This is a genomic window from Bifidobacterium aesculapii (genome assembly GCF_001417815.1).
GTDB classification, from domain to species: domain Bacteria; phylum Actinomycetota; class Actinomycetes; order Actinomycetales; family Bifidobacteriaceae; genus Bifidobacterium; species Bifidobacterium aesculapii.
On record NZ_BCFK01000069.1, the window covers coordinates 1 to 23,091 of the forward strand.

Sequence of the window (23,091 nt, forward strand, 5' to 3'; positions counted from 1 at the left end):
CCACACACACCAAACCAGCCCAAGCCCAAAACCAAACCAGGAAAAGAACCCGGACCGCTCAGCGGCAGCAAGAGAACAACATACACGAACCCCAACACCAACGCAAACCCACACCAACCAACAACCCCAAAACCCTAGAAAACACACGCCACCCACGGCGTGTCGAAACCCACGACAAACACCACCAACCCCACCCCACCAACACCAACCCAACACCACAACCACACCAACAACAACCAACCCCACCAACCCCCATACCAAGACACCACACCACAACCAACCACAACAACCCACCCACCAACAACCCAAACAACCACAACAACCAATCAATCCATGTCACCCCAGCGCATGTCCTTGATCATCCGCCTCGTATCCATCCACCAGATACGCATCCGGTTACGGGGATCGGCGGTGAACACATCCCCCGGAAGCGCATGACGCCCCGACGACCCCCTCACCCATCGCGAGGCACGCCTCACCATGACGATGACCGCCGCCTCGGCCGCCGCCAGCAGCAATGCTCCAAGGATTCCGTCGATCCATACAATCGTCGTCCGGGGTCCCTCCCCCAACCGTAAGGCCACGTATTCCATGACTCTTGTTCCCCATGACGCCAACCACGCGCATACCTTCGCGACGTCCAGGCTCACCCATGCCACCGCCAGACCGGCGAGACCTGTCATCGTGGAGAACGCCACCACGGGAGCGACGACGATGTTCGCAGGAACCGACCATAGCGGCAGCTGCGGTTCCATCAGCACCTGAATCGGCAATGTCGCGATCTGCGCGGCGACCGTCATGGCCGTGGCATCGGCGAGCGCATCGGGCAACAGCAATGCCATGGCGTCCGCCATGGGCCGGGCGAGCATGATGATGCCGAACACGGCCGCGCATGACAGCGCAAGGCCGAAGCTTCTCGCCTTCGAGGGGTCGCACAACAGCATGGCGAGCACGGTGACTCCGAGCGAGCTCAATGATTGGTGCGGCCGTCCGATGAATGACGCCGCGGCGGCGATCCATCCCATCAACAATGCGCGGGTGACGCTGTCGCCGGGCGCCATCATCGTCGCCATCAATGTGGTGAATACGGCGATCAGACATGCCGTCACTTGTCTGGGGGCCAACAGTCGCGCGCAGAGACGCCGTATCAGTGATGCCAGAAGAGCGAAATGCCCGCCGGACACGGCCATGAGGTGCATGATTCCCGCGTTGCGGAAACAGTCCTCCAATCGTGCCGCATATGTCTCGTCGATGGGGTCCGTGCCGTCGCCGTCTTCGGCGAGCCACCGCCTGGCATCGACGTGGTCCTGGCCGAGCACGCCCATGGTCAGTCCGGGGACGAGGATGCGCCCGGCGTCGGTCAATCCCTCCGTGGCACGGAAGAACGACTCCTGCGCATGTTCGCGCCATCGGTCGAATGCCGGTTGTGCGTTCTCCATGCTGATGCCGCCGTCGGTATCGGCGCCCGCACCGTCACCTTCCCCGCTGCCGGTCCCGTCATCGGCATGGGTTCCGCTTCGCCCATCGTCGTCGGTTGACGGTGTAAGCCATAACGGCGTCATGCCCCAATCCGCTTCGCTGAGCGTTCCCGCGACATTGTATTCGGCTCCTCGATGCAGCATGGCGCAGTCACGCGCGGAGGCGAACAGTCGCACTTGCGCGTTCGTACGTGTCGAAACGTCATCCATGGTGATGACGGTCAGTCTCGTTTCGGCCTGGCAGTCATGGTCGGCGGATGCGGATGCCATGACCGGTCCGGTGATGCGCACCTGCGCGACGATCCGCGCCGGACCGTCCCGTGCGCGTACCGTGGCCGGGTCGAACCATGTGGCGGAGTCGGCGGCCCATGTGGAGACGCCGGCGAGCAACATGACGGCCACGCATACGACGACGGCCTCCCTGCCCACCCCGTAGCGTGCGGCGCATCGCGATGCGAGACGCCAGATGCCGATCATGCCGGCGGTGACCAGCACGAGCGTCATGGAGGTCAACGGCATGCCGGCGAGCGCCGACGGCCCGCGGTCGCCGGCAGCGGGATGTAGCAAGTTCATGATCCACTCGAACAGGCGGTGCGTGCCCAGGCATGACGCCCAGCATGTGATGGCCGCCGGTATCAGCCGATGGTCTTCGGAGCCGCGTTCGAGCGGTGGCGTGGACGTGTCGCCTTCGGCCCTGCCGTATGGGGTGTGGCGTTTTCGCGCGCGCATCAGACCTTCACCGCCGGTCTGATTTTCTCCAGGGTTTTTGCGCCGATGCCGGGCACGTCGAGCAACTGGTCGACGCTGGAGAATCGTCCGATGCTGGCGCGATGGTCGAGGATCTTCTGCGCGGTGACGGGGCCGATGCCGGGCACGGCGTCGAGTTGTTCGAGCGTGGCCGTGTTCAGGTCGACGCGCGTGTCCACCGGCTGGGTTTCGGCTGGCGGCTGTGCTTGTGTTTCGGGTTGCGGTTGTGATGTGCCGTCGCCGGCACCGTCGTCTCCTGCCGTGTCGGAGATATCATCACCGGACGCGTTTGTTCTTCCGCTGCCGGGCGACCGTGCACCGTTCGCATCGTCCTGCCTCGTCACCGTCGCGGCGGCGCCGTCCAACACCGCATAGTTCACCGCCTGACGGACGAGCAGTGTGAGGCTCGCGCAGGTGGCCGTCACGAGAAGGAGAATCGCCGCGAGCGCATGCGTCGCGGTGAATGCCATGCGTGGGCGGCCGTGGCGTGCGCGTTCGGTGAACCGGTCGTCCATATCGGATTCACGCACGCCGGAGAGGCCCGCAAGCGTCGTTTTCGCGTGGGGTTCCGCATGTCGCCGCGTATCGTCCGACATACGGTCCGGCACGCAGCCCGTCGTCGTATCGGGTTCCGTGTCGACGATCTGAGGCAACGGCACCGGAGGCATGATCGACGATACGGATTCCGGCGACGGTGCCGGTTCGTGCGTCGATACGGGTTGCCGTGCCGGCGCGGATTCCGGCAAGGGTACCGGCCGCGTGCCCGACGCGCCTCTGCCGGATGATGCCCCGCTTGCTTCACTATGACGAACGCCCATGCATCCACTGTGCGTGGTGCATGGGCGTTGCGTCCAGCTCACCGGTGAATGTGGATAGAGCCCCTGGAACTCTTCACATTCGCCGCGGAACCGTCAACGTCACTCGGACGGAACGATCGAGACGATCTTCGGTGCCTTGACGATCACCTTGCGCGGCTCCTTGCCGCCGAGGCGCGCGGCGACGGCCTCGAGCGCGAGCTTCTCCAGTTCGGCCGGGTCGATGTCCGGGGAGACTTCGAGCTTGGCGCGGATCTTGCCCTTGATCTGCACGACCGCGGTGACCGTGTCCTGGCCGACGTACTTGTCGTCGGCGACCGGCCACGGCGCGGCGGAGAGGGACTCGGCGTGGCCGAGACGCTCCCACAGTTCCTCGCAGATGTGCGGGGCGATTGGCGCGAGCATGAGGATCAGCGGCTCGACGGCCACGCGCGGCACCGCCTTGAGCGACGTCAGGTGGTTGTTGAGGACGATGAGCTTCGCGATGGCCGTGTTCGGGCGCATGTTCTCCATCTCGACCGTCACGTCCGCAATCGTGTTGTTGAGGAGCTTGAGCGTCTTCACGTCCGGCGTCTCCTCGCTCACGTGCGGCTCGCCGGTGGTCTCGTCGACCACGTTGCGCCACAGACGCTGCAGGAAGCGCATGCCGCCGACCACGTTGCGCGTGTTCCACGGACGAGACTCGTCCAGCGGGCCCATGCTCATCTCGTACAGGCGGAACGTGTCCGCACCGTAGTTCTCGTACATGTAATCCGGGGTGACGATGTTCTTCAGGCTCTTGCCCATCTTGCCGAACTCGCGGTTGGCGTGCTCGCCGTTCCACGTGAATGTCGGCTCGCCGTCGGCTCCGGCCGGGCCTTCCACGACCTCGTCGGCCGGCACGTACTGGCCACGGTCGTCGGTGTAGGCGTACGCCTGGATCATGCCCTGGTTGAACAGCTTGTGGAACGGTTCGGCCGAATCCACGTAGCCGAGGTCGAACAGGACCTTGTGCCAGAAGCGCGAGTACAGCAGGTGGAGCACCGCGTGCTCGACGCCGCCGATGTACAGGTCGACGCCGCCCTCATCGCCCGAATACTTGTTGTGGTTCGGGCCCATCCAATAGTCGAACTCGTCCTTCTCGACCATGTGGGCGGTGTCGGACGGGTCGATGTAGCGCATGTAGTACCAGCAGGAGCCGGCCCAGTTCGGCATGGTGTTCGTGTCGCGGTAGTAGGTCTTCACGCCGTCGCCCAGGTCGAGTTCGACCTTCACCCAGTCCTCGTTGCGGCTCAGCGGCGCCTCCGGGTTGGATTCGGCGTCCATCGGGTCGAAGGTGCGCGGCTGGTAGTCGGGCACGTCGGGCAGGTTGATCGGCAGCGCGGAGTCCGGCAGCAGGTGCGGGGTGCCGTCCTCGCCGTAGACGATCGGGAACGGTTCGCCCCAGTAGCGCTGGCGGGAGAACAGCCAGTCGCGCAGACGGTAGGAGACGGTGCCCTTGCCGACGCCCGCGGATTCGAGCCACGCGTTCACCTTGGCGATGGCGTCGTCGACGCGCAGGCCGTCAAGGGAGAGCGCGTCGCCCTTCGCCTTCGTCGCTTCGACGGAGGAATTGATGACGATGCCGTCGTGCGAGACGAACGGGGCCTTGCCCTCGTAGTTCGCGAGGTCGTCGCCGGATTCCGGCAGCGGCTTGACGGTGTAGATGACCGGCAGACCGAACTTGGCGGCGAAATCGTAGTCGCGCTGGTCGCCGCCCGGCACGGCCATGATCGCGCCGGTGCCGTAGTCCATGAGCACGTAGTCGGCGGTGAACAGCGGCAGCTTCGCGCCGGTGATCGGGTTGACGGCGTACAGGCCGGTGAACAGGCCGGTCTTCTCGCCGTTCTCATCGACGCGGTCCTTCGCGGTCTTCGCCTCGGCGGCCAGACGGTACGCCTTCACGGCCTCGACCGGGGTGGCGTAGCCGCCCTTCCATTCGTCCGGAGTCTCGGCCGGCCACTGTTCCGGCACGTCCTCGAGCAGGTGGTGCTCCGGGGAGACGACGGCGAACGTGGTGCCGAACAGCGTGTCCGGACGCGTGGTGTAGATCTCCATGTCCTTGACGCCGGCGGGGGTCTCCACCTGGAAGTGCACGGATGCGCCGTGGCTTTCGCCGATCCAGTTGCGCTGCATGAGCTTGACCTTCTCCGGCCAGTCGATGCCGTCGAGGTCCTCGATGAGGCGGTGGCCGTACTTGGTGATGCGCATCGACCACTGGCGCAGCTCACGCTGGAACACGGGGAAGTTGCCGCGCTCGGACTTGCCTTCGGCGGTGACCTCCTCGTTGGCGAGCACGGTGCCGAGTCCCGGGCACCAGTTCACCGGGGACTTGGAGATGTACGCGATGCGGAAGTCGTTGAGGATGTCCTGCTGTTCGGCGTCGGTGAGGTCGCCCCACGCCTTGCCGTCCGACTCGTGGCCGGGAATGGCCTTCTCGCCGTTTTCGAACTTGGCGATGAGCTCGCTGATCGGGCGGGCGGACCCCTTCGTGCCGGACGGGTTCGTGGCGTCCTCGTCGTACCAGGAGTCGTAGATGCGCGAGAAGATCCACTGGGTCCAGCGCACGTAGCCGGGGTCGATGGTGGCGAAGGTGCGGCGGTTGTCGAAGCTCAGGCCCATGCGGTGCAGCTGGCGCGACATGTTCTTGATGTTGGCCTCGGTGGTGACGCGCGGATGCTGGCCGGTCTGGACCGCGTACTGCTCGGCGGGCAGGCCGAAGGCGTCGTAGCCCATGGCGTGCAGCACGTTCTCGCCCTTCATGCGGTGGTAGCGGGACACCACGTCGGAGGCGAGGTAGCCGAGCGGGTGGCCCACGTGCAGGCCCTTGCCCGACGGGTAGGGGAACATGTCCATCGCGAAGTAGGAGGGACGCCCCTCGGCGTTGCGGCCCTTGCCGTCCTTCAGGTCGCCGGAGACGTTGGCGGCCCAGAAGGTGCCTTCCTCATCCCACTTCTTCTGCCATTTGTTTTCGATGTCCTGCGCCAGTGCGGCGTTGTAACGGAACTTCGGTTCGGTCTCACTCATACCGCACGATGATACACGTGGGGAGCCCGAGGGCCGCCGCCCGTCGCATATCGCGGGACGGGCGCGGCGAAGGATTGGAGGGTACGGAGAGGCCGTCACTCCCCGGCGGGCAGCCAGTCAGGTATGGATATGATGTCCTGCGACATCCGGCATCCCGCGCTTCTCAGCGCACCAGTCACCTTGCGGGTGGAGAAGAGGTTCCCGGAGGTGGAGAACAGGTAGACGACGAGCCGTTCGAGCAACGTGAGATCGCGGATGCCGAGCCGTTTGGCCACGTCGTTCAGTATGACCGTGTCGCACATGGAGGATAGTTCCCGAGCGATGTCCTCCTCATCCCGTTCCCTCAAGGAGAACAGTCCCGGCATGCCGCCGAACCGCAGATCAGCTTTCGCGCCGCTCCTCACCAGTCCTTATAGCCGGGTTCGGCCACATTCATGAGATTCGTGTAGGCCTGTTCCAGCAGCATCAACATCATGTTGGCGGCATCGGTGATATCGCCCTCGTGCCCGGCGATCTCGTCATCGTCGTCCGCAGGCGCGGCATCATTCTCGTCACGCACATGCCAGAACGTCATGTAGGTCTGCTTGGCCTGTTCTGCCGCCGCGCGAGCCACGACCGGATCGTCGATTGACGGCAACACATGTTCCGGGTCGGCAAGCGTGGCGAGAGCCAGCGCGAGCGCGATATCGTCCGCTTCGGCTCTGACCTCTTCTTCAGCGTCATCGTCCCACCCGTCCCATCGTTTCCCACGGTCGGTCAACATGTCCAGCCGCATACGCAGCTCATCCGCCGCGTTGCGTATCCGTTGCCCGTCGGAGACGTCGATCAGTTCCAGTTCGTGATGGGTGTGGCGCAATGTGCCGGTCAGGTACAACACCGTGAACTCGCGGTCCGGTCTCAGGATGGCACTGTGACCATGCGCGTCGATGGATTCAGGATGCGGGTCGATGCGCAGCAGGTTCAGCGCATTCCACTCATCGAGGTCCACTTGCGCGCGCGGGATACCCAGCATTGCGGAAACGCCAAGCATATGGTCAAGCATGTCGATCATGACGGTTCTGAGTCCCTTCGCGGCGAGATAGTGCGGCAGATGCACGTTCTCACCCGGTTTGCCGTGCACGTGGCGTTTGACGTTGAGCACGTATGCGGCGGACCATACGCCAAGCTGCCCGGCGGTGGGGCGCAACCACTTGTTGCGTTCGCCCACGGTGACGGGAGGGTCGAACAGATTGTCGCATGTGATGGCGTCCAGTGAGTACCGGGAGCCGAACAGCGCTTTGAGCTGTACGTTCAGGCATTCACGTAGGTTGTTGAGCTCGTCGGCCCGTGCCGTGTCATATTCGTCACTGGATGCGGCGATGATGTCGTCGAAGCGCGCCTCCGTTTTGCGTCGTTCAAGACGCTTCCTCAACGACTGTTCGATGGTGGCGAGATCTTGTGTGCCTCCGGACGTCACGTCGTGGACGAGTGGCCGCCCGTCGATTGCATCGATCCGTCCGAGTGCGTCCATGAAGTCCCGGGGTCGCTCGCGTCGCAGCGTCGTCTCGTCGACCGGCGCGGTGAATACCACCACGTCATCGTCGACGAGGAATGTGCGAGCCAGCAGGTCGGCGCATGGTTCGACCATGTTGATGGCACGTTCCAGAATGATGGAACGCGAATCGTTCGCCCGAGGCTCATGTTCCATGGCTTCACGCAACAGGTCACGTGCGATGGTGGCGTGACGGGCGGAACCGAATCTCTTGGAAACGATCAGACGGCATCGCGCTTTGGTGCCGGCGCCGGCGGCATGGATGAGTTCCTCGCAGTCTTCGACAATCGGATCCACGTACCCATTGGCGAAGAACGCCGGCATCCGTTCCTCAAGTTCCGCACGAAAATCCATCACAAGCCAGTCGATGATGGTGCCATCGCAGCGCGTGGTCCAGTCAACACGAGTCGTTTCCATGTTCTTCCGGTCGGCGTTGCCGAGGGCCATGGTGTCGGCGAGACGCCGCATGCAACGCCGGTCGCATTCCCGTAGTGATTCACAGTAGGCGACTGACTCGTCGGACAACTGAAACTCACGGAGTAGATGCTCGTAGGCGAGATTCGGGACCGGCTTCTGATAAACGTTCCGAACCGGATGGAACCCTTTGGTCAGCTTGCCGATCATGTCGGTGAGTTCCGTCGAGTCGCCCAGCAGCCAGCGGAGGCGGTCCACATAGCGGGAGTCCTGCGGCAGATGCCCTTGAGCGATATACACGCCATACACTTTCGCGAGTCCCTCAAAATCACCGAGTCCTTCATAGGCCGCTTCCAACATGGTGAACCAGCCATGCGGCAGCACCGTCGACAAATCCGGTTCGTCACGTTTCGGCCAGATCCGCGTATCGTTGTCGATCGATTCCTCGACGGTGGGCATGCAGTTGCCGAGCAATGTCACGGTGTGGCTGTTGGCGATCCATCGCTCCCATTGGTCGAATCCGGTGATGATCTCCAGTCCTCTGGCCATCGCGGACATGTCGTCGGCGTCGGAGGAAAGCCACGTGCCCAGCTTATCCGCCATATACCGGCTGACGATTTCAGACGCCTCCCTCGGTATCCTCGTACGTCCGGTGTAGACGTCACGGACCGTATAACGATGCCGGTAGAACAGTCGGAAGCATACGGCACACGCGTGCACGCAGCGCGGAACGCCACGACGCGTGCACGTGCATGCCATTCCGGTGATCGCATCTGCGACCACGCGTATCGTCACGTGCGCCCGAACCCGCTCATTCGACTCATTCATCACATCGGCGGTGATAACGCGATGATCGTCGTTCCCGGATTCCTTGAACCTCCGGAGAAGACCACACTCGTACAGGTCACGCCCTTCGCGAAACAGCAGCCGTTCCGCATCGAAATCACGATTCTCACCCGTCTGCCCCGAAAACAGCAGACTGAATTCCATCACCTTGGTCTCTTCGACGTCGAAGACCTTCCCCGTGTCATGCATGCGTCCCATTGTATCGGAATCAGGATGCCGTCTCGGAGACGGAGTACCTTGTCGGAACGCCCTTCAACTATCTCGCCCACGCACCACCGGATCGGCGAAGCGGCGGTTGCCGAGGACAGGCACACTATCCCGGATGACACGTGAATGGCGCCATCCGGGAACCACTATCACTGGTCGAGATTCGCTTGGGCGAGGGAAGCGGATTCGGCGGTCAGAGAACCGTTCTCCGACAACAGCGGCGTATCCAAAACGGCTTTGATGGAGGCGGCGGTGGATGCCGCAGCGGCGACGACACGCCTGCCTTCAGGCGTGAATCGCGAATAATCCTCTCCTTCTGCGTCTATGACACGTTCCAAATCGTAGATGAGCGGCAAAAACCTGGCGTCAAGCCGTGCCAGCAGCGCATAGAACAACGCGCTACGTCTGCGAATGGCGATGCATTGATCGACTCCCGCCATCATCTCCTCACAATACTGGTTGGTTTTCGCGGACTGCGCCTTCGCCTCCTCCAGGTTCTTGCCGCCCTTGGCCCCGACGATGGCTCCCATGACCAGCAGCGCGGGCCCTGCCACAAGGCCGCCCAGGACCGCGGCTCCGCCCGCCATGCCCAAGCCGCCCGCAGCCAGCGAACCACCTCCGAAGAAAGCGAGCGTCGCATTGGAAGCCGCGGCGCCGCTCAGCGCACTGATGGCCGTACCGGTAGAAGCCGTGGCGAGCGTGGACGCGGCGCCATACGCGCCGAAAGCGGTGAGGGCACCGCTGGCGGCACCGGTCACGCCGCCTTCCAGCAGTGAGGATGCCACGCTCCCCATCGTCTTCAGCTCATCGAATGACGCTTTATCGATGCGCAGCCTGTCCAGTTCGTCCAATCCTTCCGAGGGCGTGAAGTCCACGTTCTTCAATCGGCCGAAGGCACCAAGAAAACGCCTCATATTCCCGTCAAGGACGATGACCTTCTCTTTGCCGAGCTGATTCAGCGATTCCGAACACTGCTCGCGCAGCTGCTCGAGCCGACGGGCCGCCCAGTGAATCCGATCATTGGAGTTGGCGTTCAGCCGATCGGCTTTGAACTGATCGAGACCGCCTTTGGCTCCCATACCCACGCCGGCCACGCCGCCGGCCGCCGCGATACCCATGAACAACGGCACAACGAAGATTGGCATAATCAATCCTTCCCTTGTCTTCCCTACCGGCCTTCAGCGTTTGCCGCCGAAAAGTCCGCCCATAAAACCTTTGACGACGTTGGCGGCATTGTCGGCCTGCTTCTTCGCCTCGCGCGCGGCATTGTCGGCCTGCTTGCGGATCTCGTCGCCCGCCGGGTTCAGCACATCGCCCACGGCCTTCGCCGCGGAATTCACCGCGCCGCCGACCTGTGCGACTCCCGGGACTTTGACCGCCGCCTGCTTCACTGCTTCAGCCGCCTGCTGTGCTCCCTGCTGAACCTGATTCACGCCCTGCTGAACCTGATTCGCCACGGGAGCGGCCGCCTTGTCCAGGTTTTCTTTTGCGATGTCGAATACGTCCTTCTCAACGGTCATCGCCGCCGGAGCCGGCGGAACCATTTCATCGGCGACCAGTTGCGTAGCCGCATGGTGGATCGCCCTTTCGCGTTCTTCGAGCGTGTCCACGACAGGCTTGACCTCCGCATACGGTCGATCCGAGGTCTCGATCCACTCCCGTTCCTCCCGCACCGATTGGGCCGCCCTCATGAGATGCTCCATTTCCGGGTACAAGGACCGTCCTCGGACAACCGTTCTCGCTATATGCCTGATGAGCTTGCGTTCATGAGCATCATAATCGCCATCCGCATACGCCGCCGCCAACATATCCCACAGCAGCAAACGAGAGGCGATGCCATCCTTGTCGTCATCCACGCGATGGGATATCGCTTCGTCGACTCCTTCCACGATCACGTCATAACGATCATCGTTCGAATATGACCTGAGACGGCCCTCGCATGACTTGATCACCTGTCGCCGGTAGTCGTGGAAATGGTCGGAATCCAGTTCCTCGCCGATATGATCGAACAGCTCGATTTCCTGATCATCAACGGAACCATCCACCGCCATCAGATAATAGAACGCCTTCAACGCGGCTTTCCGCTGGATATAGGTCATTACGATCATGCTCCTCTCTACAGGTCTCTACAGAATGAAGTTCTCGTCGGAGTCCATCACATCATCGAACTCCTGTTGAGTGCGGAATCGAGGCTGATACCCCAACGCCTCCTGAATCAATGCGTTGCCGCTCAGGTATCCGTTGACATCGTTTTCGATGATGGCCTTATCCATGGCCTCGAATCCGGCGTTGAAGGTTTCGGCCTTATCCGTCAGATAGGTATCCACGGCATTGTTGAAATCAATCCGATACTGGCGTATCAGCTCAACGGCTTCAGCGCATTCCCGCTCCACGCGGATGCGCTCCTCCTTGGCCATTTCATACTCATTCAGAGCCGTGGACAACTCCTCGTAGACCGCGATGGCAGCGGAATATCCGAGGGCGCTGCCCACCATGCCGGCCGCAACGGCCACCATGCCCGTGGCGCCCGCCGAAGAGACTGCGGACATGGCAACGGCAGTGCCCATCACGGCGCCCAACTGCCCCAGCCCCTGCTGCCCTATTTGCTCGACGCATTGGGCGCCGTTGATCTCTCCACGGCAGTATCGGCCGATGGCCTTGGATACGTCCACCGTAGTGGAAACCAAAGTGGCCGCGACATTCGTGTTGGACAGGCTGCGCGCATACGCGCTTGAAGCGTTCTGCAGGGCGCCTTTGATCGCGGTTCCGGAAAAAGCGGTGATGTAGCTGAACGCCGCAGCCATCGCGGCATCCTCTCCGATGTTCCTGACCGCCTGCACAGGGTCGATGTCGCCCTTGACGCATCCAACGATGTTACGTATCAGGGAGACACCGCCGCCGATGAGCGCCCCGTTCATCGCCTGTTGGGCTCCGGCCTTATGCGCCAGTTTGGCGACGTCCTTCGCCACCACCAATTTGGGGTGCAGACGAGCTTGGATGGCCTCATCCTTGGTAAGCCCGCTCTTGCGCAGACTCTTCTTGATCTTGCGAAGTTTGTCTATTTCCTGATGGATCTTGTCGGAAGCGTCTCCGGCGAGCCCGCCATCGTCCAGCTTATGCTGCAGCTTATTGATTTGGGCGTCGATGCCCTCAGGGCCATCGCCCATCAGTACATCGTAGTAATCATCGGGAATATCCATGAGGACGTTCCCCTCGCGGTATTTCCGATATTGTTCACTCTTCAATTCGAAGAGCAATTCCTTGGCGCTGCCACCGACGAATTTCATCTGAGCTTTGGATCCGGCTATCTCATCCCCGAACCGGTCGAATGAGACGATGTCCACGACCTGATCGTTGGCGACTTTGGTCCCATCCGCACGCGGCACGTCATCGAACCGTTTGAACCGCTCTCCCTTGCCATCGATTATGTTCTTGGCATTCCGGCGCGCCACCGATTCCATTTCGGCGCTGAACCCAGCCTGTTGTTTGATGTTCTGTTGAGCGAAATCAGGATTCACACGCTGCCGGGCGACCGTTTTCAGACTCCGGGCGAACCGTTCTCCGCGTTCATGGTCTTCCCCGGAATAGGCCACCAGATGCTCCTTGACGGCATCGCCGAAGCGTTGCACGGTTTCCGCGGCGGCACCTTCCAGCGCCTTATCCAGAACGACGCGACGCTGCCTCTCGACTCGGCGCCGATTCTCCTGCTCCTGCGGAAAATCATCATTCCCATTCATCGAACGTGTCCTTTCACGCCAACGCAACGCCTTCGATACATGGAAAGTCCAACACCGTCGGATTTGTGGCAAGACTTCGCTTCGTTCGCCTTATCGCCCCGAACGCCTGCCATCGGTCACCGCAGCACCGGGTCGGCGAAGCGGCGGTTGCCGAGGACGGGCAGGACGCGGCGGGCGGACGACAGCGTCTCGCGGCTCAGATCGGCGGTGATGAGCGCGGGCCCGTCATCGCCCGCTTCGACCAGCGTCTCCCCCATCGGATCGACGATGCGGCTGCATCCGATGTTGCGGGCGCTCACCTCGCTGCACGCCATCACATAGCAGGTGTTCTCCAACGCGCGTGCGGCCGCGAGCAGCGACCAGTGACGCTCCTTGCGCGGCCCCCGCACCCACGCGGCGCTCACCGCGATCGCGTCGGCGCCGCGCACGGCCAGCGAGCGCGCGGTCTCCGGGAAGCGCAGGTCGTAGCAGGTCATGACGCCGACCTTCCAGCCGTCGATGTCGATGACGGGCGGCAGCTCCGTTCCGGGCCGCACCACATCGGATTCGCGCGCGTCGAACGCGTCGTACAGGTGCAGCTTGCGGTAGGCGGCACGAATCTCCCCGTCGTCGACGGCCAGGAACACGTTGGAGACGCGCGCGTCCGCGCCCAACGTCATGTCCGACGGCTCGGGCGTGACGTGCACCGTGCCCAGCAGCGCGACGCCACGCTCCCTGCTGATGCGGCGCAACCCGGAGACGAACGGACCGCTCAACGGCTGCGCGTGCGCGGCGGCGAACCCGTCGTCGTCCCCGTCACGCGCGATCAGCCCTTCAGGCAATACCAGCAGGCGCGCGCCTCCGGCGGCCGCGTCGCGCGCGAACCCGTCGATGATCTCCAGATTGCGTTCCGGTTCACGCGTGACGGTGAACTGCGCCACCGCCACGGCAAGCGTCGTCAGGAATCCCATACAACACATCATGCCACGCGAAAACACCGCGTGGATCATCAAACGCGACGAGTGTCGGTAGAGAGACCACACGAATCATGACGAGTGTCGATATCGCGACCATCCAAATCGCGACGAGTGCAGATATGGACGCCGTCTTACAGAATCTCACACGGCGTAGGCGGCCCAGCGGCCGTGGGAATGCTCCACCTCGATGGGCATGCCGAACAGGTCGGACAGGCGTTCGTCCGTCAGACCCTGTTCGAGCGGGCCGGTGTAGACGATGGTGCCGGCGCCGGGATTGCCGGCCGAATCGAGCCCCTCCTCGGTGGCGTCCTCCACGGGGATCGGCTTGCGGCCCATGATGGCGATGTGGTCGAATCCGGCGGGGATCTCCTCGAGCCGGTGCGTGACGAGCACGACGGCGCGCCGCGAATCCTCCTCGCCGATACGGCTCAGCGTGCGCATCACCTGCTCGCGCCCGCCCAGATCGAGGCCGGTGGTCGGCTCGTCCATGATGAGCAGTTCCGGGTCTCCCATGAGCGCGCGGGCAATGAGCACGCGCGTGCGTTCGCCTTCGGACAGGCGCCACATCTCCTTGCCCTCGAGGTAGCCCACACGGAAGTCGCTCAATAGTTTGCGGGCACGCGCATACTCCTCTTGCGAATACGTGTCGCGCCAGCGTCCGGTCACGGCGGACAGTCCGGTGACGACCGCGTCGAGCGGATCCTCGAATTCGGGGAACTGGCGGCCCAGTGCGGCGGAGGCGAGTCCGATGCGCGTGCGCAGTTTGAACACGTCGTATTTGCCGAGCTGATGGCCGAGGATGAACACGCGGCCTTCGGAGGGGAACGTGCGCGTGGCGAGCATGCCGACGGCGGTGGATTTGCCGATGCCGTTCGGCCCGAACAGCACCCACCGCTCCCCCGCGCGGATCGTCAGGTTCACGTCGGTGATGATTACGCGACGGTTGCGGCGGAATTCGACGTCCTCGAGCCTGAGCACGACGTCGTCGGTGGTGTCGGTCATATGCGGTTCCTCCCCGTTGTGTCTATCGTCTGTCCGTTCATCGGTATTCGCCGACGATTATCGACGATGGGCCTCCCTTTCGCAAGGGAAGGCCCATCCATCAGTCAATCGCCGACGGCCGATCGCCGATCGATCGGCCGGCCGACCTCACTTCTTCTGCTCGGCGAGCACGTCCTCGTACACCTTGACAGTGGCGTCGCCGATGGACTCCCAGCTGAACACGTCACGGGCGCGCTCGTAGCCGGCCTGGCCCATCTTCCTGGCGAGCTCCGGATCGGACATGACCTTGTTGATCGCGTCGGCCATGTCGTGCACGAACTTGTCCGGGTCCGTGGGGGTGCCGGTGCCGTCGCGCAGCTGGTCGATCGGCACGAGGTAGCCGGTCTCGCCGTCGACGACGACCTCGGGGATGCCGCCGGTGGCGGAGGCGACGACCGGCAGGCCGCACGCCATGGCCTCGAGGTTGACGATGCCGAGCGGCTCGTAGATGGACGGGCAGATGAACGCGTCACAGCCGTGTTCCAGCGCGGAAAGCTCGTTCTTCGGCAGCATCTCCTCGATCCAGATGATGTTGCCGCGCTTCGCGTCGAGCTCAGCGAAGGAGTTCTTGACCTCCTCCATGATCTCCGGAGTATCGGGGGCGCCGGCGCACAGCACCACCTGGACGCCCGGGTCGACGAAGTGCAGCGCCTTGAGCAGGTACGGCAGGCCCTTCTGGCGGGTGATGCGGCCGACGAACAGCAGGGTCGGCTTGCTGCGGTCGATGTGGTAGCGGTCGAACACGCCCCATGCGGGATCGTCTTCGGCGGGCGTGGCGAATTCGGACATGGTGATGCCGTTGTACACGACGACGACCTTGTTCGGATCGAGCTCCGGGTAGGCGGTGAGGATGTCCTCACGCATGCCGCCGGAGACGGCGATGACGCGGTCGGCGTGCTCGTAGGCGTCCTTCTCCGCCCAGGAGCTCAGGTTGTAGCCGCCGCCGAGCTGTTCGCGCTTCCACGGGCGGAACGGTTCGAGGCTGTGCGCGGTGACGACCAGCGGCGTGCCGTGAAGCATCTTGGCGAGGTAGCCGGCGAGGCAGGCGTACCACGTGTGCGCGTGGTTGATGTCGCCGTCGGCGTCGTTCGCGATCTGCAGATCCACGCCGAAGGTCTTGACCGCGCCGTTCGCGTCCTTCAATTCGGCCGGAACGTCATAGCCGACGACCTTGAGGGATCCCTTCGCCTGATCCGCGTTCGGGATGGCCGGCATGTCGGCCTCGGTGCGCGGACCGTCGAACGCGCGCACGGTCACGTCGACGCGCTCGGCGAGCACCTTGGACAGCTCTTCGGCGTGCACGCCGGCGCCTCCGTAGACGTGCGGCGGGTATTCGCGGGTGAGAATGTTGACCTTCATTGGTGTGCTACCTCTCTTTCCGTCCGGAAAAACTCAAGCAGCTTCCACTCTACGGCACGACATACGGAAAAACGCACAACCTGCGTCGTGCGTTTCGCGTTTGTTCATCTCCTCCGGATGCGCGTCGCACGGACGTCATCGACGTCATGCGGCGCGCATCGGAATCAGACGGCGGTGCCGTGCTCGTCCAGATTCGGATTGTGCCTGGAATCGCCGGCGGTGAAGAACAGGCTCACCACGCCCACGATGAACACGGCGGACACGGTGATGATCAGCCACATGGGGCGCAGCGATGTCGGCAGCCACATGACCACGAAGAACGCGATGATGGACAACGCGATCAGCGTCCAGCTGCCCACGCGGAACCATTGGCGCACCGAATGCGGCTTCCTGAACGCCTTCGGGTCACGGTAGTCGGGGTTCGTGGTGAGTGTCGTGTCGGTTTCGGCGATAGGACCGCCGCTCGGCTTCCACGGGCCGAGGTCGCCGCCCTCCTGCAGCCTGCGGGAACGCTCCTGCAGCTGGTATTCGTCGATCATGCCCGACCGTGCGCGCCCGCGCGTGGAATCGTACTGCGAAGGGATACCTCTACGGTCCGCTTTGGCCTTGGCACGACGTTCCGCTCGATTCGGCATATGAAGCTCCTTTGGTAGAAAAGAATCCTGCGGTAGATAGTACCGCAGGATTCCATTGGATGACGGCATCCATACCGTCATCCATCACTGTGACGCATGCCATGCCCGCGTGATGCCGGCGGGCGTGGCGGACCGCACTCAGCGGGGCAGCATCATCGGACGGGTGCTCGCCTTGATCGGGGCGGGCAGCTCGCTGGTGTGCTCGCTGGACAGGTATTCGTCGACGGCGGCGGCGCAGGAGCGGCCCTCCGCGATGGCCCACACGACGAGGCTCTGCCCGCGGCCGGCGTCGCCGCACACGAACACGCCGTCCTGCGAGGTGGCGAACTTGTCGTCGCGGGCGATGTTGCCGCGCTTGTCGAGCTCGACGGGCAGCTGGTCGACGATCGTCGTGGTGTCCGGGTGGAGGAAGCCGACGGAGATGAGCACGAGGTCGGCGGGCAGCACGCGCTCCGTGCCGGGCTGACGGGTGAACGGGCCGTTCTCGCCGGGCGCCACGGACACGACCTTGAGGCCGGTCACGTGGCCATGCTCGTCGGCCACGAAACCTTCCGCAGTGGTGGAGTTCTCCACGTGGATGCGCTTCTGCTCCTCGTCCGTGCCGATGAAGTTCACCGAATCGGTCGAGTACAGGTATTCGCCACCCTCGGCCATCGACGTGGTCTTCTGATAGAGACGCGCGAACGTCGGCCACGGCTGGTTGTCCGGACGCGAGGCCGGCTCCTTCGGCATGATCTGCAGGACGGTCACGTCCTTCGCGCCCTGGCGGATGGACGTGCCGAGGCAGTCGGAACCCGTGTCGCCGCCGCCGATGACGATGACGTGCTTGTCCTTCGCGGTGATGTCGTGCTCGAGCGGCGCGCCGTAGATGCGGCGGGTCGCGTCGGGCAGGAAGTCCATCGCGAAGTGGATGCCGTCGAGCTCACGGCCGGGAATCTTCATGTCGCGCGGCACGCGGGAGCCGATGGCGACGACGACCGCGTCATACCGGTCGCGCAGGTCGTCCCAGCTGATGTCCTTGCCAATCTCGACGCCGGTCTCGAAACGCGTGCCTTCGGCCTCCATCTGTTCGACACGACGGTCGAGCAGCGTCTTCTCGAGCTTGAAGTTCGGGATGCCGTAACGCATGAGGCCGCCGAGCGCGTCGTCCTTCTCGTAGACGACGACGGTGTGGCCGGCGCGGGTGAGCTGCTGCGCGGCGGCGAGTCCGGCGGGGCCGGAACCGACGACCGCGACGGTCTGGTCGGTCAGGCGCTGCGGCGGCATCGGCTTGACGTAGTCGAGGTCCCACGCCTGATCGATGATCGTGCACTCGTCGTTCTTGATCATCGTCGGCGGCTGGTGGATGCCGAGCACGCAGGCCTGCTCGCACAGGGCCGGGCAGATGCGGCCCGTGACCTCGGGGAAGTTGTTGGTCAGGCTCAGACGCTGGTAGGCGTCCTCCCAATGCTCCTGACGGACCAGATCGTTGAACTCGGGGATCAGGTTGCCCAGCGGGCAGCCGGTCATGCAGAACGGGGTGCCGCAGTCCATGCAGCGAGCCGCCTGTTCGGTCGTCCACGGCTGCAAACCGGATTCGGCATGCACGTCGAACCAGTCCTTGATACGCTCCGCGACAGGACGCTCGGCCAGCTCACGACGGGTACGGACTTTCAGGAATCCTCTCGGGTCGCCCATTTCAGCGCGCTCCTTCCATGACGTGCTCGTACACCTGTTCCCAAGCGCCGGGCGTGTTGAAATCGATGTGTTCCGCTTCGGCGTCCGCCATGGCCTTCTCCATGGCGATGAAGTGCTTCGGCACGACGTGGGTGAAGCGCTTCGCGCTCTCATCCCAATCCTTGAGCAGCGCGGCGGCGAACTCGGATCCGGTCTCCTCGGCGTGCTTCTTGACGAGCGCGCGCACGAGAGAGGAGGTCTCGGCGTCGAGCGGCTCGAACAGCAGCGCGCCGGACTCCACGGCCTCGGGGTTCATCTGCCCCATGTCGAGGTCGAGCACGTACGTGTTGCCGCCGGAGAAGCCCGCGCCGAAGTTGCGGCCGGTGGGGCCGAGCACGACGACCGTGCCGCCGGTCATGTACTCGCAGCCGTGGTCGCCGACGCCCTCGACCACGAACGTCGCGCCGGAGTTGCGCACGGCGAAGCGTTCGCCAGCCTTGCCGGCGACGAACATCTCGCCGGAGGTGGCGCCGAAACCGGTGACGTTGCCCGCGATCACGTTCTCGTGGCGGTCGAAGGTGACGCCGTCCTCCGCGCGGACGATGAGGCGCCCGCCGGACAGGCCCTTGCCCGCGTAGTCATTGACCTCGCCGTAGACGCGGATGGTCTCGCCGCGCGGGATGAACGCGCCGATGGACTGGCCTCCGGAACCGTGCAGGGTCATGTCGATGGTGTCGTCGGGCAGGCCTTCGGCACCGTAGCGGCGCGTGATCTCGTAGCCGACCATCGTGCCGACCGTGCGGTTGACGTTGCGGATCGGCACTTCGATGCGCACCGGCTCCTTGCGTTCGAGCGCGGGTTCGGCGAGTTCGATGAGGCGGTTGTCGAGCGCCTTCTCCAGCTCGTGGTTCTGCGGCTCGGTGTTGTGCAGGATGGTGCCGGGCACAGGACCCGCCTGCTTGAGCACGTTCGTCAGGTCGATGCCATCGGACTTCCAACGCTTGATGGCTTCGTTCTGGTCGAGGCACTCGACGTGGCCGACGGCCTCCTCGAGCGTGCGGAAGCCGAGCTGGGCGAGGATCTCGCGCACCTCCTCGGCGATGAACATGAAGAAGTTGACCACGTGCTCGGGCTTGCCGCGGAAGCGGGCGCGCAGCTCCGGATCCTGGGTGGCGATGCCCTGCGGGCACGTGTTCTTCTGGCATGCGCGCATCATGACGCAGCCTTCGACGATCAGCGCGGCCGTCGCGAAGCCGAATTCCTCGGCGCCGAGCAGGGCGGCGATGACGACGTCGCGGCCGGTCTTGAGCTCGCCGTCGCACTGGACGACGATGCGGGAGCGCAGGCCGTTGAGAATCAGCGTCTGCTGCGTTTCGGACAGGCCGATCTCCCACGGGGTGCCCGCATGGCGGATCGCGTTGAGCGGGGCCGCGCCGGTGCCGCCGTCGTAGCCGGAGATGAGGACCACGTCGGCATGGCACTTGGCGACGCCGGCCGCGATCGTGCCGACGCCGAACTCGGAGACGAGCTTGACGTGGACGCGGGCCTTCGGATTGGCCATCTTGGCGTCGTTGATGAGCTGCTTGAGGTCCTCGATGGAGTAGATGTCGTGGTGAGGCGGCGGGGAGATGAGCTCGACGCCCGGCGTCGCGTGACGCACGGTGGCGATCCACGGCGGGACCTTCGCTCCGGGCAGGTGGCCGCCCTCACCGGGCTTGGCGCCCTGCGCGAGCTTGATCTGCAGGTCGGTGGCGTGCACGAGATAGTCGGAGGTGACGCCGAATCGAGCGGAGGCGATCTGCTTGATGCGGCTGTAGCGCTGCGGATCCTCGATGCGGTCGTCGGATTCGCCGCCTTCGCCGGAATTGGAACGGGCGCCGATGCGGTTCATCGCGATGGCGAGCGTCTCGTGCGCCTCCTGCGAGATGGAGCCGTAGCTCATCGCGCCGGTGGAGAACCGCTTGACGATCTCGCTGGCCGGTTCGACCTCGGAGATGTCGATCGGCTTGCGCGTGTGGTTGAACTTCATCAGGCCGCGCAGCGTCATGAGCCTGTTCGAGGTGTCGTCGATGTGGTGCGTGTACTTCTTGAACATGCCGTAGTCGCCGCGCTGGGTGGACTGCTGCAGCAGGAAGATGGCCTCCGGGTCGTTGAGGTGGTCCTCGCCGGTGCGGCGCCACTTGTACAGGCCGCCGGTACGCAGGTTGCGGTGCGGGGACGCGGTCCACTGGTTCGGATAGGCGACGCGGTGGCGGGAGGCGACCTCCTCGGCGATCTCGTCGAGACCGACGCCGCCGACGCGGGTGGTGGTGCCGGTGTAGTATTCGTCGACGATGCCCTGGCTCAGGCCAACGGCCTCGAACAGCTGGGCGCCACGGTAGCTCATGATGGTGGAGACGCCCATCTTGGCCATGATCTTGAGCACGCCGATGGACAGCGCCTTGGTGAGGTTCTTCACGGCGGTGGCCGGATCGACCTTCACGTAGCCTTCGCGCGAGAGGTTCTCGACGGATTCGAACGCGAGGTACGGGTTGACGCAGGCCGCGCCGTAGGCGATGAGCAGCGCCACGTGGTGGATCTCGCGCACGTCGCCGGCCTCGACGGCCATGGAGATCTGCGTGCGGGTGTGGCGGCGCAGCAGATGGTGCTGCACCGCCGAAGTGAGCAGCAGGGACGGGATCGGGCCCCACGTGTGGTTGGAATCGCGGTCGGACAGCACGATGAAGTTCTTGCCGTTGTCGATGGCCTCGTCGATCTCGGCGAAGATCTCGTCGAGACGCTCCTTGAGGGCCTGGCCGCCGCCGGCGACCTGATAGAGACCCTTGACGACGTACGGACGGTAGTAGCCGCCGAGGATGCGGGCCTTGTCGAGGCGCTTGAGCTGCGCCATCTCGTCGGAGTCGATGACGGGCAGCGGGATGAGGATCTTCTTGGCGTGCAGTTCGGAATCGGCCAGCAGGTTCGGCTCGGGGCCGATGGCGGATTCGAGGCAGGTGACAACCTCCTCGCGTTCCCAGTCGAGCGGCGGGTTGGTGACCTGCGCGAACTTCTGGTGGAAGTAGTCGAACAGCATGCGCGAACGGCCGGAGAGTACGGGCAGCGGGGTGTCGTTGCCCATGGAGCCGAGCGGCTCCTTGCCGGTGTTGGCCATCGGCGTGAGAATGAGCTTCAGGTCCTCCTCGGTGTAGCCGAAGGCGCGCTGGCGGCGCTGCACGGACTGGCCGGAGTGGTTGACGTGCTCGCGTGCGGGCAGGTCGCTCATCTCGACGGAATTGCCTTCGACCCACTTGCGGTACGGGTGCTGGGCGGCGAGGGTCTTCTTGATCTCCTCGTCGGGGATGATGCGGCCTTCGGCGGTGTCGACGAGGAACATCCTGCCGGGCTCGAGACGGCCCTTGGATACGATGTGCTCCTGCTCGGTCTCCGGCAGCACGCCCGCTTCGGAGGCGAGGACGATGTAGCCGTCGTCGGTGAGCTGCCAACGGCCGGGGCGGAAGCCGTTGCGGTCGAGCAGGGCGCCCACCTGGGTGCCGTCGGTGAAGACGATGTCGGCCGGGCCGTCCCACGGCTCGATCAGCGTGTTGTTGTACTCGTAGAAGGCCCTGAGGTCAGGGTCGAGGTTCTCGTTCTTCTCCCACGCCGGCGGCAGCATCATCGAGATGGCGTGCGGCAGGGAACGGCCTGCGAGGTGCAGCAGTTCGAGGCATTCGTCGAAGGTGCCGGAATCGGAGTAGCCGGGCGTGGCGATCGGCAGCAGCGGCTCGAACTCGCCGAGCAGTTCGGAGCTCAGGCGGCCTTCGCGGGCGGACAGCCAGTTGCGGTTGCCTTGGATGGTGTTGATCTCGCCGTTGTGCGCGAGCAGGCGGAACGGCTGGGCGAGAGGCCAGCTCGGGAACGTGTTCGTGGAGAAGCGGGAGTGGACGATGGCCACGACGGCCTTCATGCGCTCGTCGACCAGGTCCGGGAAGAAGTGGGTGAGCTGCATGGTCGTCAGCATGCCCTTGTAGGTGATGGTGCGCGCGGACAGGGAGGCGAAGTAGACGCCCACCTCATGCTCGACGCGCTTGCGGATGCGGAACGTCCTGCGGTCGAGTTCGACGCCGGCGAGCCCGCCTTCGGGGTCCGCCACGACGAGCGTCTTGAAGCTCGGCATGGCGGCGAGCGCCTGGAGTCCGAGTCCGTCCGGATTGGTGGGCACGACGCGCCATGCGAGGACCTCGAGGCCTTCCTCGCGCGCGATCCTGGCGATGGCCTGCTCCTGCTGTCCGGAGGTTTCGATGTCGCGGTCGAGGAATGCGATGCCGGCGGCGTAGTGGCCGGCATCGGGCAGTTCGGCGGGCACGGTGGCTCGCATGAACTCGTCCGGCATGCTCATGAGGATGCCGGCGCCGTCGCCCGTGTTCTCTTCGGCGCCCACGGCGCCGCGGTGGTCGAGATTGACCAGCACTTCGATGGCGTCCTTGACGATCTTGTGTTCGGGGCGCTTGTTGAGCGTGGTGACCATACCCACACCGCAGGCGTCATGCTCGTTGGAGGGGTCGTACATGCCGTCCGGAGCGTGGACCGTGAGATCAAGCGGTCTGAATGTCACCGAAATCACCTCAATTGCTTGCGGGCGCGCGGA

15 protein-coding genes are annotated in these 23,091 nt (G+C 64.2%); 1 reads left to right on the plus strand and 14 read right to left on the minus strand.

Going from position 1 to position 23,091, the window contains the following annotated elements:
• Positions 1-326: 326 nt before the first annotated feature.
• The 5 genes from BFAL_RS09310 to BFAL_RS09330 all read right to left on the minus strand — a co-directional run bounded on the left by BFAL_RS09310 (position 327) and on the right by BFAL_RS09330 (position 8,633).
• Positions 327-2,051 (minus strand): ComEC/Rec2 family competence protein, encoded by a 1,725-nt coding sequence (locus BFAL_RS09310; RefSeq protein ID WP_152973624.1) that lies wholly within the window; start codon positions 2,049-2,051, stop codon positions 327-329.
• Positions 2,052-2,206: 155 nt separating this feature from the next.
• Positions 2,207-2,695, minus strand: coding sequence for a ComEA family DNA-binding protein (locus tag BFAL_RS11265; protein WP_160319053.1), 489 nt, complete (start codon positions 2,693-2,695; stop codon positions 2,207-2,209).
• 447 nt (positions 2,696-3,142) lie between these two features.
• Positions 3,143-6,085, minus strand: a complete 2,943-nt coding sequence (gene leuS, locus BFAL_RS09320) for a leucine--tRNA ligase (protein ID WP_055428111.1) — start codon at positions 6,083-6,085, stop codon at positions 3,143-3,145.
• Positions 6,086-6,180: 95 nt separating this feature from the next.
• Entirely contained in the window at positions 6,181-6,489 is a 309-nt protein-coding gene (locus tag BFAL_RS09325) for a DUF8612 domain-containing protein (protein WP_055428112.1), read from the minus strand.
• Entirely contained in the window at positions 6,486-8,633 is a 2,148-nt protein-coding gene (locus BFAL_RS09330; RefSeq protein WP_055428113.1) for a hypothetical protein, read from the minus strand. The genes BFAL_RS09325 and BFAL_RS09330 overlap by 4 nt, the downstream gene beginning before the upstream one ends.
• A gap of 75 nt (positions 8,634-8,708) precedes the next feature.
• Between BFAL_RS09330 and BFAL_RS09335 the strand changes: the two genes are divergently transcribed.
• The gene (locus BFAL_RS09335) at positions 8,709-9,209 is read left to right on the plus strand and encodes a hypothetical protein (RefSeq protein ID WP_152973626.1); all 501 of its coding nucleotides are present in this window, start codon (positions 8,709-8,711) and stop codon (positions 9,207-9,209) included.
• A 23-nt stretch (positions 9,210-9,232) separates the two neighbouring features.
• Here BFAL_RS09335 and BFAL_RS09340 read toward each other — a convergent pair whose 3' ends face one another.
• The 9 genes from BFAL_RS09340 to gltB form a co-directional block, all read right to left on the minus strand.
• Complete coding sequence (locus BFAL_RS09340; RefSeq protein WP_055428115.1) at positions 9,233-10,228, minus strand: hypothetical protein; 996 nt, start codon at positions 10,226-10,228, stop codon at positions 9,233-9,235.
• Positions 10,229-10,261: 33 nt separating this feature from the next.
• Positions 10,262-11,182, minus strand: a complete 921-nt coding sequence (locus tag BFAL_RS09345) for a tellurite resistance TerB family protein (RefSeq protein ID WP_055428155.1) — start codon at positions 11,180-11,182, stop codon at positions 10,262-10,264.
• A gap of 27 nt (positions 11,183-11,209) precedes the next feature.
• Positions 11,210-12,820, minus strand: coding sequence for a hypothetical protein (locus tag BFAL_RS09350; RefSeq protein ID WP_055428116.1), 1,611 nt, complete (start codon positions 12,818-12,820; stop codon positions 11,210-11,212).
• Positions 12,821-12,936: 116 nt separating this feature from the next.
• A complete protein-coding gene (locus BFAL_RS09355; RefSeq protein ID WP_055428117.1) occupies positions 12,937-13,770 on the minus strand; it encodes a nitrilase-related carbon-nitrogen hydrolase in 834 nt (277 codons plus the stop codon).
• A gap of 147 nt (positions 13,771-13,917) precedes the next feature.
• The gene (locus tag BFAL_RS09360; RefSeq protein WP_055428118.1) at positions 13,918-14,778 is read right to left on the minus strand and encodes an ABC transporter ATP-binding protein; all 861 of its coding nucleotides are present in this window, start codon (positions 14,776-14,778) and stop codon (positions 13,918-13,920) included.
• A 147-nt stretch (positions 14,779-14,925) separates the two neighbouring features.
• Positions 14,926-16,176, minus strand: coding sequence for a glycogen synthase (glgA, locus tag BFAL_RS09365; protein ID WP_055428119.1), 1,251 nt, complete (start codon positions 16,174-16,176; stop codon positions 14,926-14,928).
• A 164-nt stretch (positions 16,177-16,340) separates the two neighbouring features.
• On the minus strand, positions 16,341-16,811 hold the full coding sequence (locus BFAL_RS09370) for a hypothetical protein (RefSeq protein WP_055428120.1): 471 nt from the start codon (positions 16,809-16,811) through the stop codon (positions 16,341-16,343).
• Between the two features lie 138 nt (positions 16,812-16,949).
• A complete protein-coding gene (locus tag BFAL_RS09375) occupies positions 16,950-18,488 on the minus strand; it encodes a glutamate synthase subunit beta (RefSeq protein ID WP_055428121.1) in 1,539 nt (512 codons plus the stop codon).
• 1 nt (position 18,489) lies between these two features.
• Positions 18,490-23,058 carry a glutamate synthase large subunit gene (gltB, locus tag BFAL_RS09380; protein WP_055428122.1) on the minus strand — a complete coding sequence of 1,523 codons (4,569 nt, stop codon included), beginning with the start codon at positions 23,056-23,058 and terminating at the stop codon, positions 18,490-18,492.
• Positions 23,059-23,091 lie beyond the last annotated feature (33 nt).

What these genes read in the sequence shown, in the direction of transcription:
- BFAL_RS09340 (WP_055428115.1), bottom strand. Translation starts at nt 10,228, where the DNA reads ATGCCAATCTTCGTTGTGCCGTTGTTCATGGGTATCGCGGCGGCCGGC.
- glgA (WP_055428119.1), bottom strand. Translation starts at nt 16,176, where the DNA reads ATGAAGGTCAACATTCTCACCCGCGAATACCCGCCGCACGTCTACGGA.
- BFAL_RS09370 (WP_055428120.1), bottom strand. Translation starts at nt 16,811, where the DNA reads ATGCCGAATCGAGCGGAACGTCGTGCCAAGGCCAAAGCGGACCGTAGA.
- BFAL_RS09360 (WP_055428118.1), bottom strand. Translation starts at nt 14,778, where the DNA reads ATGACCGACACCACCGACGACGTCGTGCTCAGGCTCGAGGACGTCGAA.
- BFAL_RS09345 (WP_055428155.1), bottom strand. Translation starts at nt 11,182, where the DNA reads ATGACCTATATCCAGCGGAAAGCCGCGTTGAAGGCGTTCTATTATCTG.
- leuS (WP_055428111.1), bottom strand. Translation starts at nt 6,085, where the DNA reads ATGAGTGAGACCGAACCGAAGTTCCGTTACAACGCCGCACTGGCGCAG.
- BFAL_RS09310 (WP_152973624.1), bottom strand. Translation starts at nt 2,051, where the DNA reads ATGAACTTGCTACATCCCGCTGCCGGCGACCGCGGGCCGTCGGCGCTC.
- BFAL_RS09335 (WP_152973626.1), top strand. Translation starts at nt 8,709, where the DNA reads ATGCCGGTAGAACAGTCGGAAGCATACGGCACACGCGTGCACGCAGCG.
- BFAL_RS09350 (WP_055428116.1), bottom strand. Translation starts at nt 12,820, where the DNA reads ATGAATGGGAATGATGATTTTCCGCAGGAGCAGGAGAATCGGCGCCGA.
- BFAL_RS09355 (WP_055428117.1), bottom strand. Translation starts at nt 13,770, where the DNA reads ATGGGATTCCTGACGACGCTTGCCGTGGCGGTGGCGCAGTTCACCGTC.
- BFAL_RS09330 (WP_055428113.1), bottom strand. Translation starts at nt 8,633, where the DNA reads ATGGCGGATAAGCTGGGCACGTGGCTTTCCTCCGACGCCGACGACATG.
- BFAL_RS11265 (WP_160319053.1), bottom strand. Translation starts at nt 2,695, where the DNA reads ATGGCATTCACCGCGACGCATGCGCTCGCGGCGATTCTCCTTCTCGTG.
- BFAL_RS09375 (WP_055428121.1), bottom strand. Translation starts at nt 18,488, where the DNA reads ATGGGCGACCCGAGAGGATTCCTGAAAGTCCGTACCCGTCGTGAGCTG.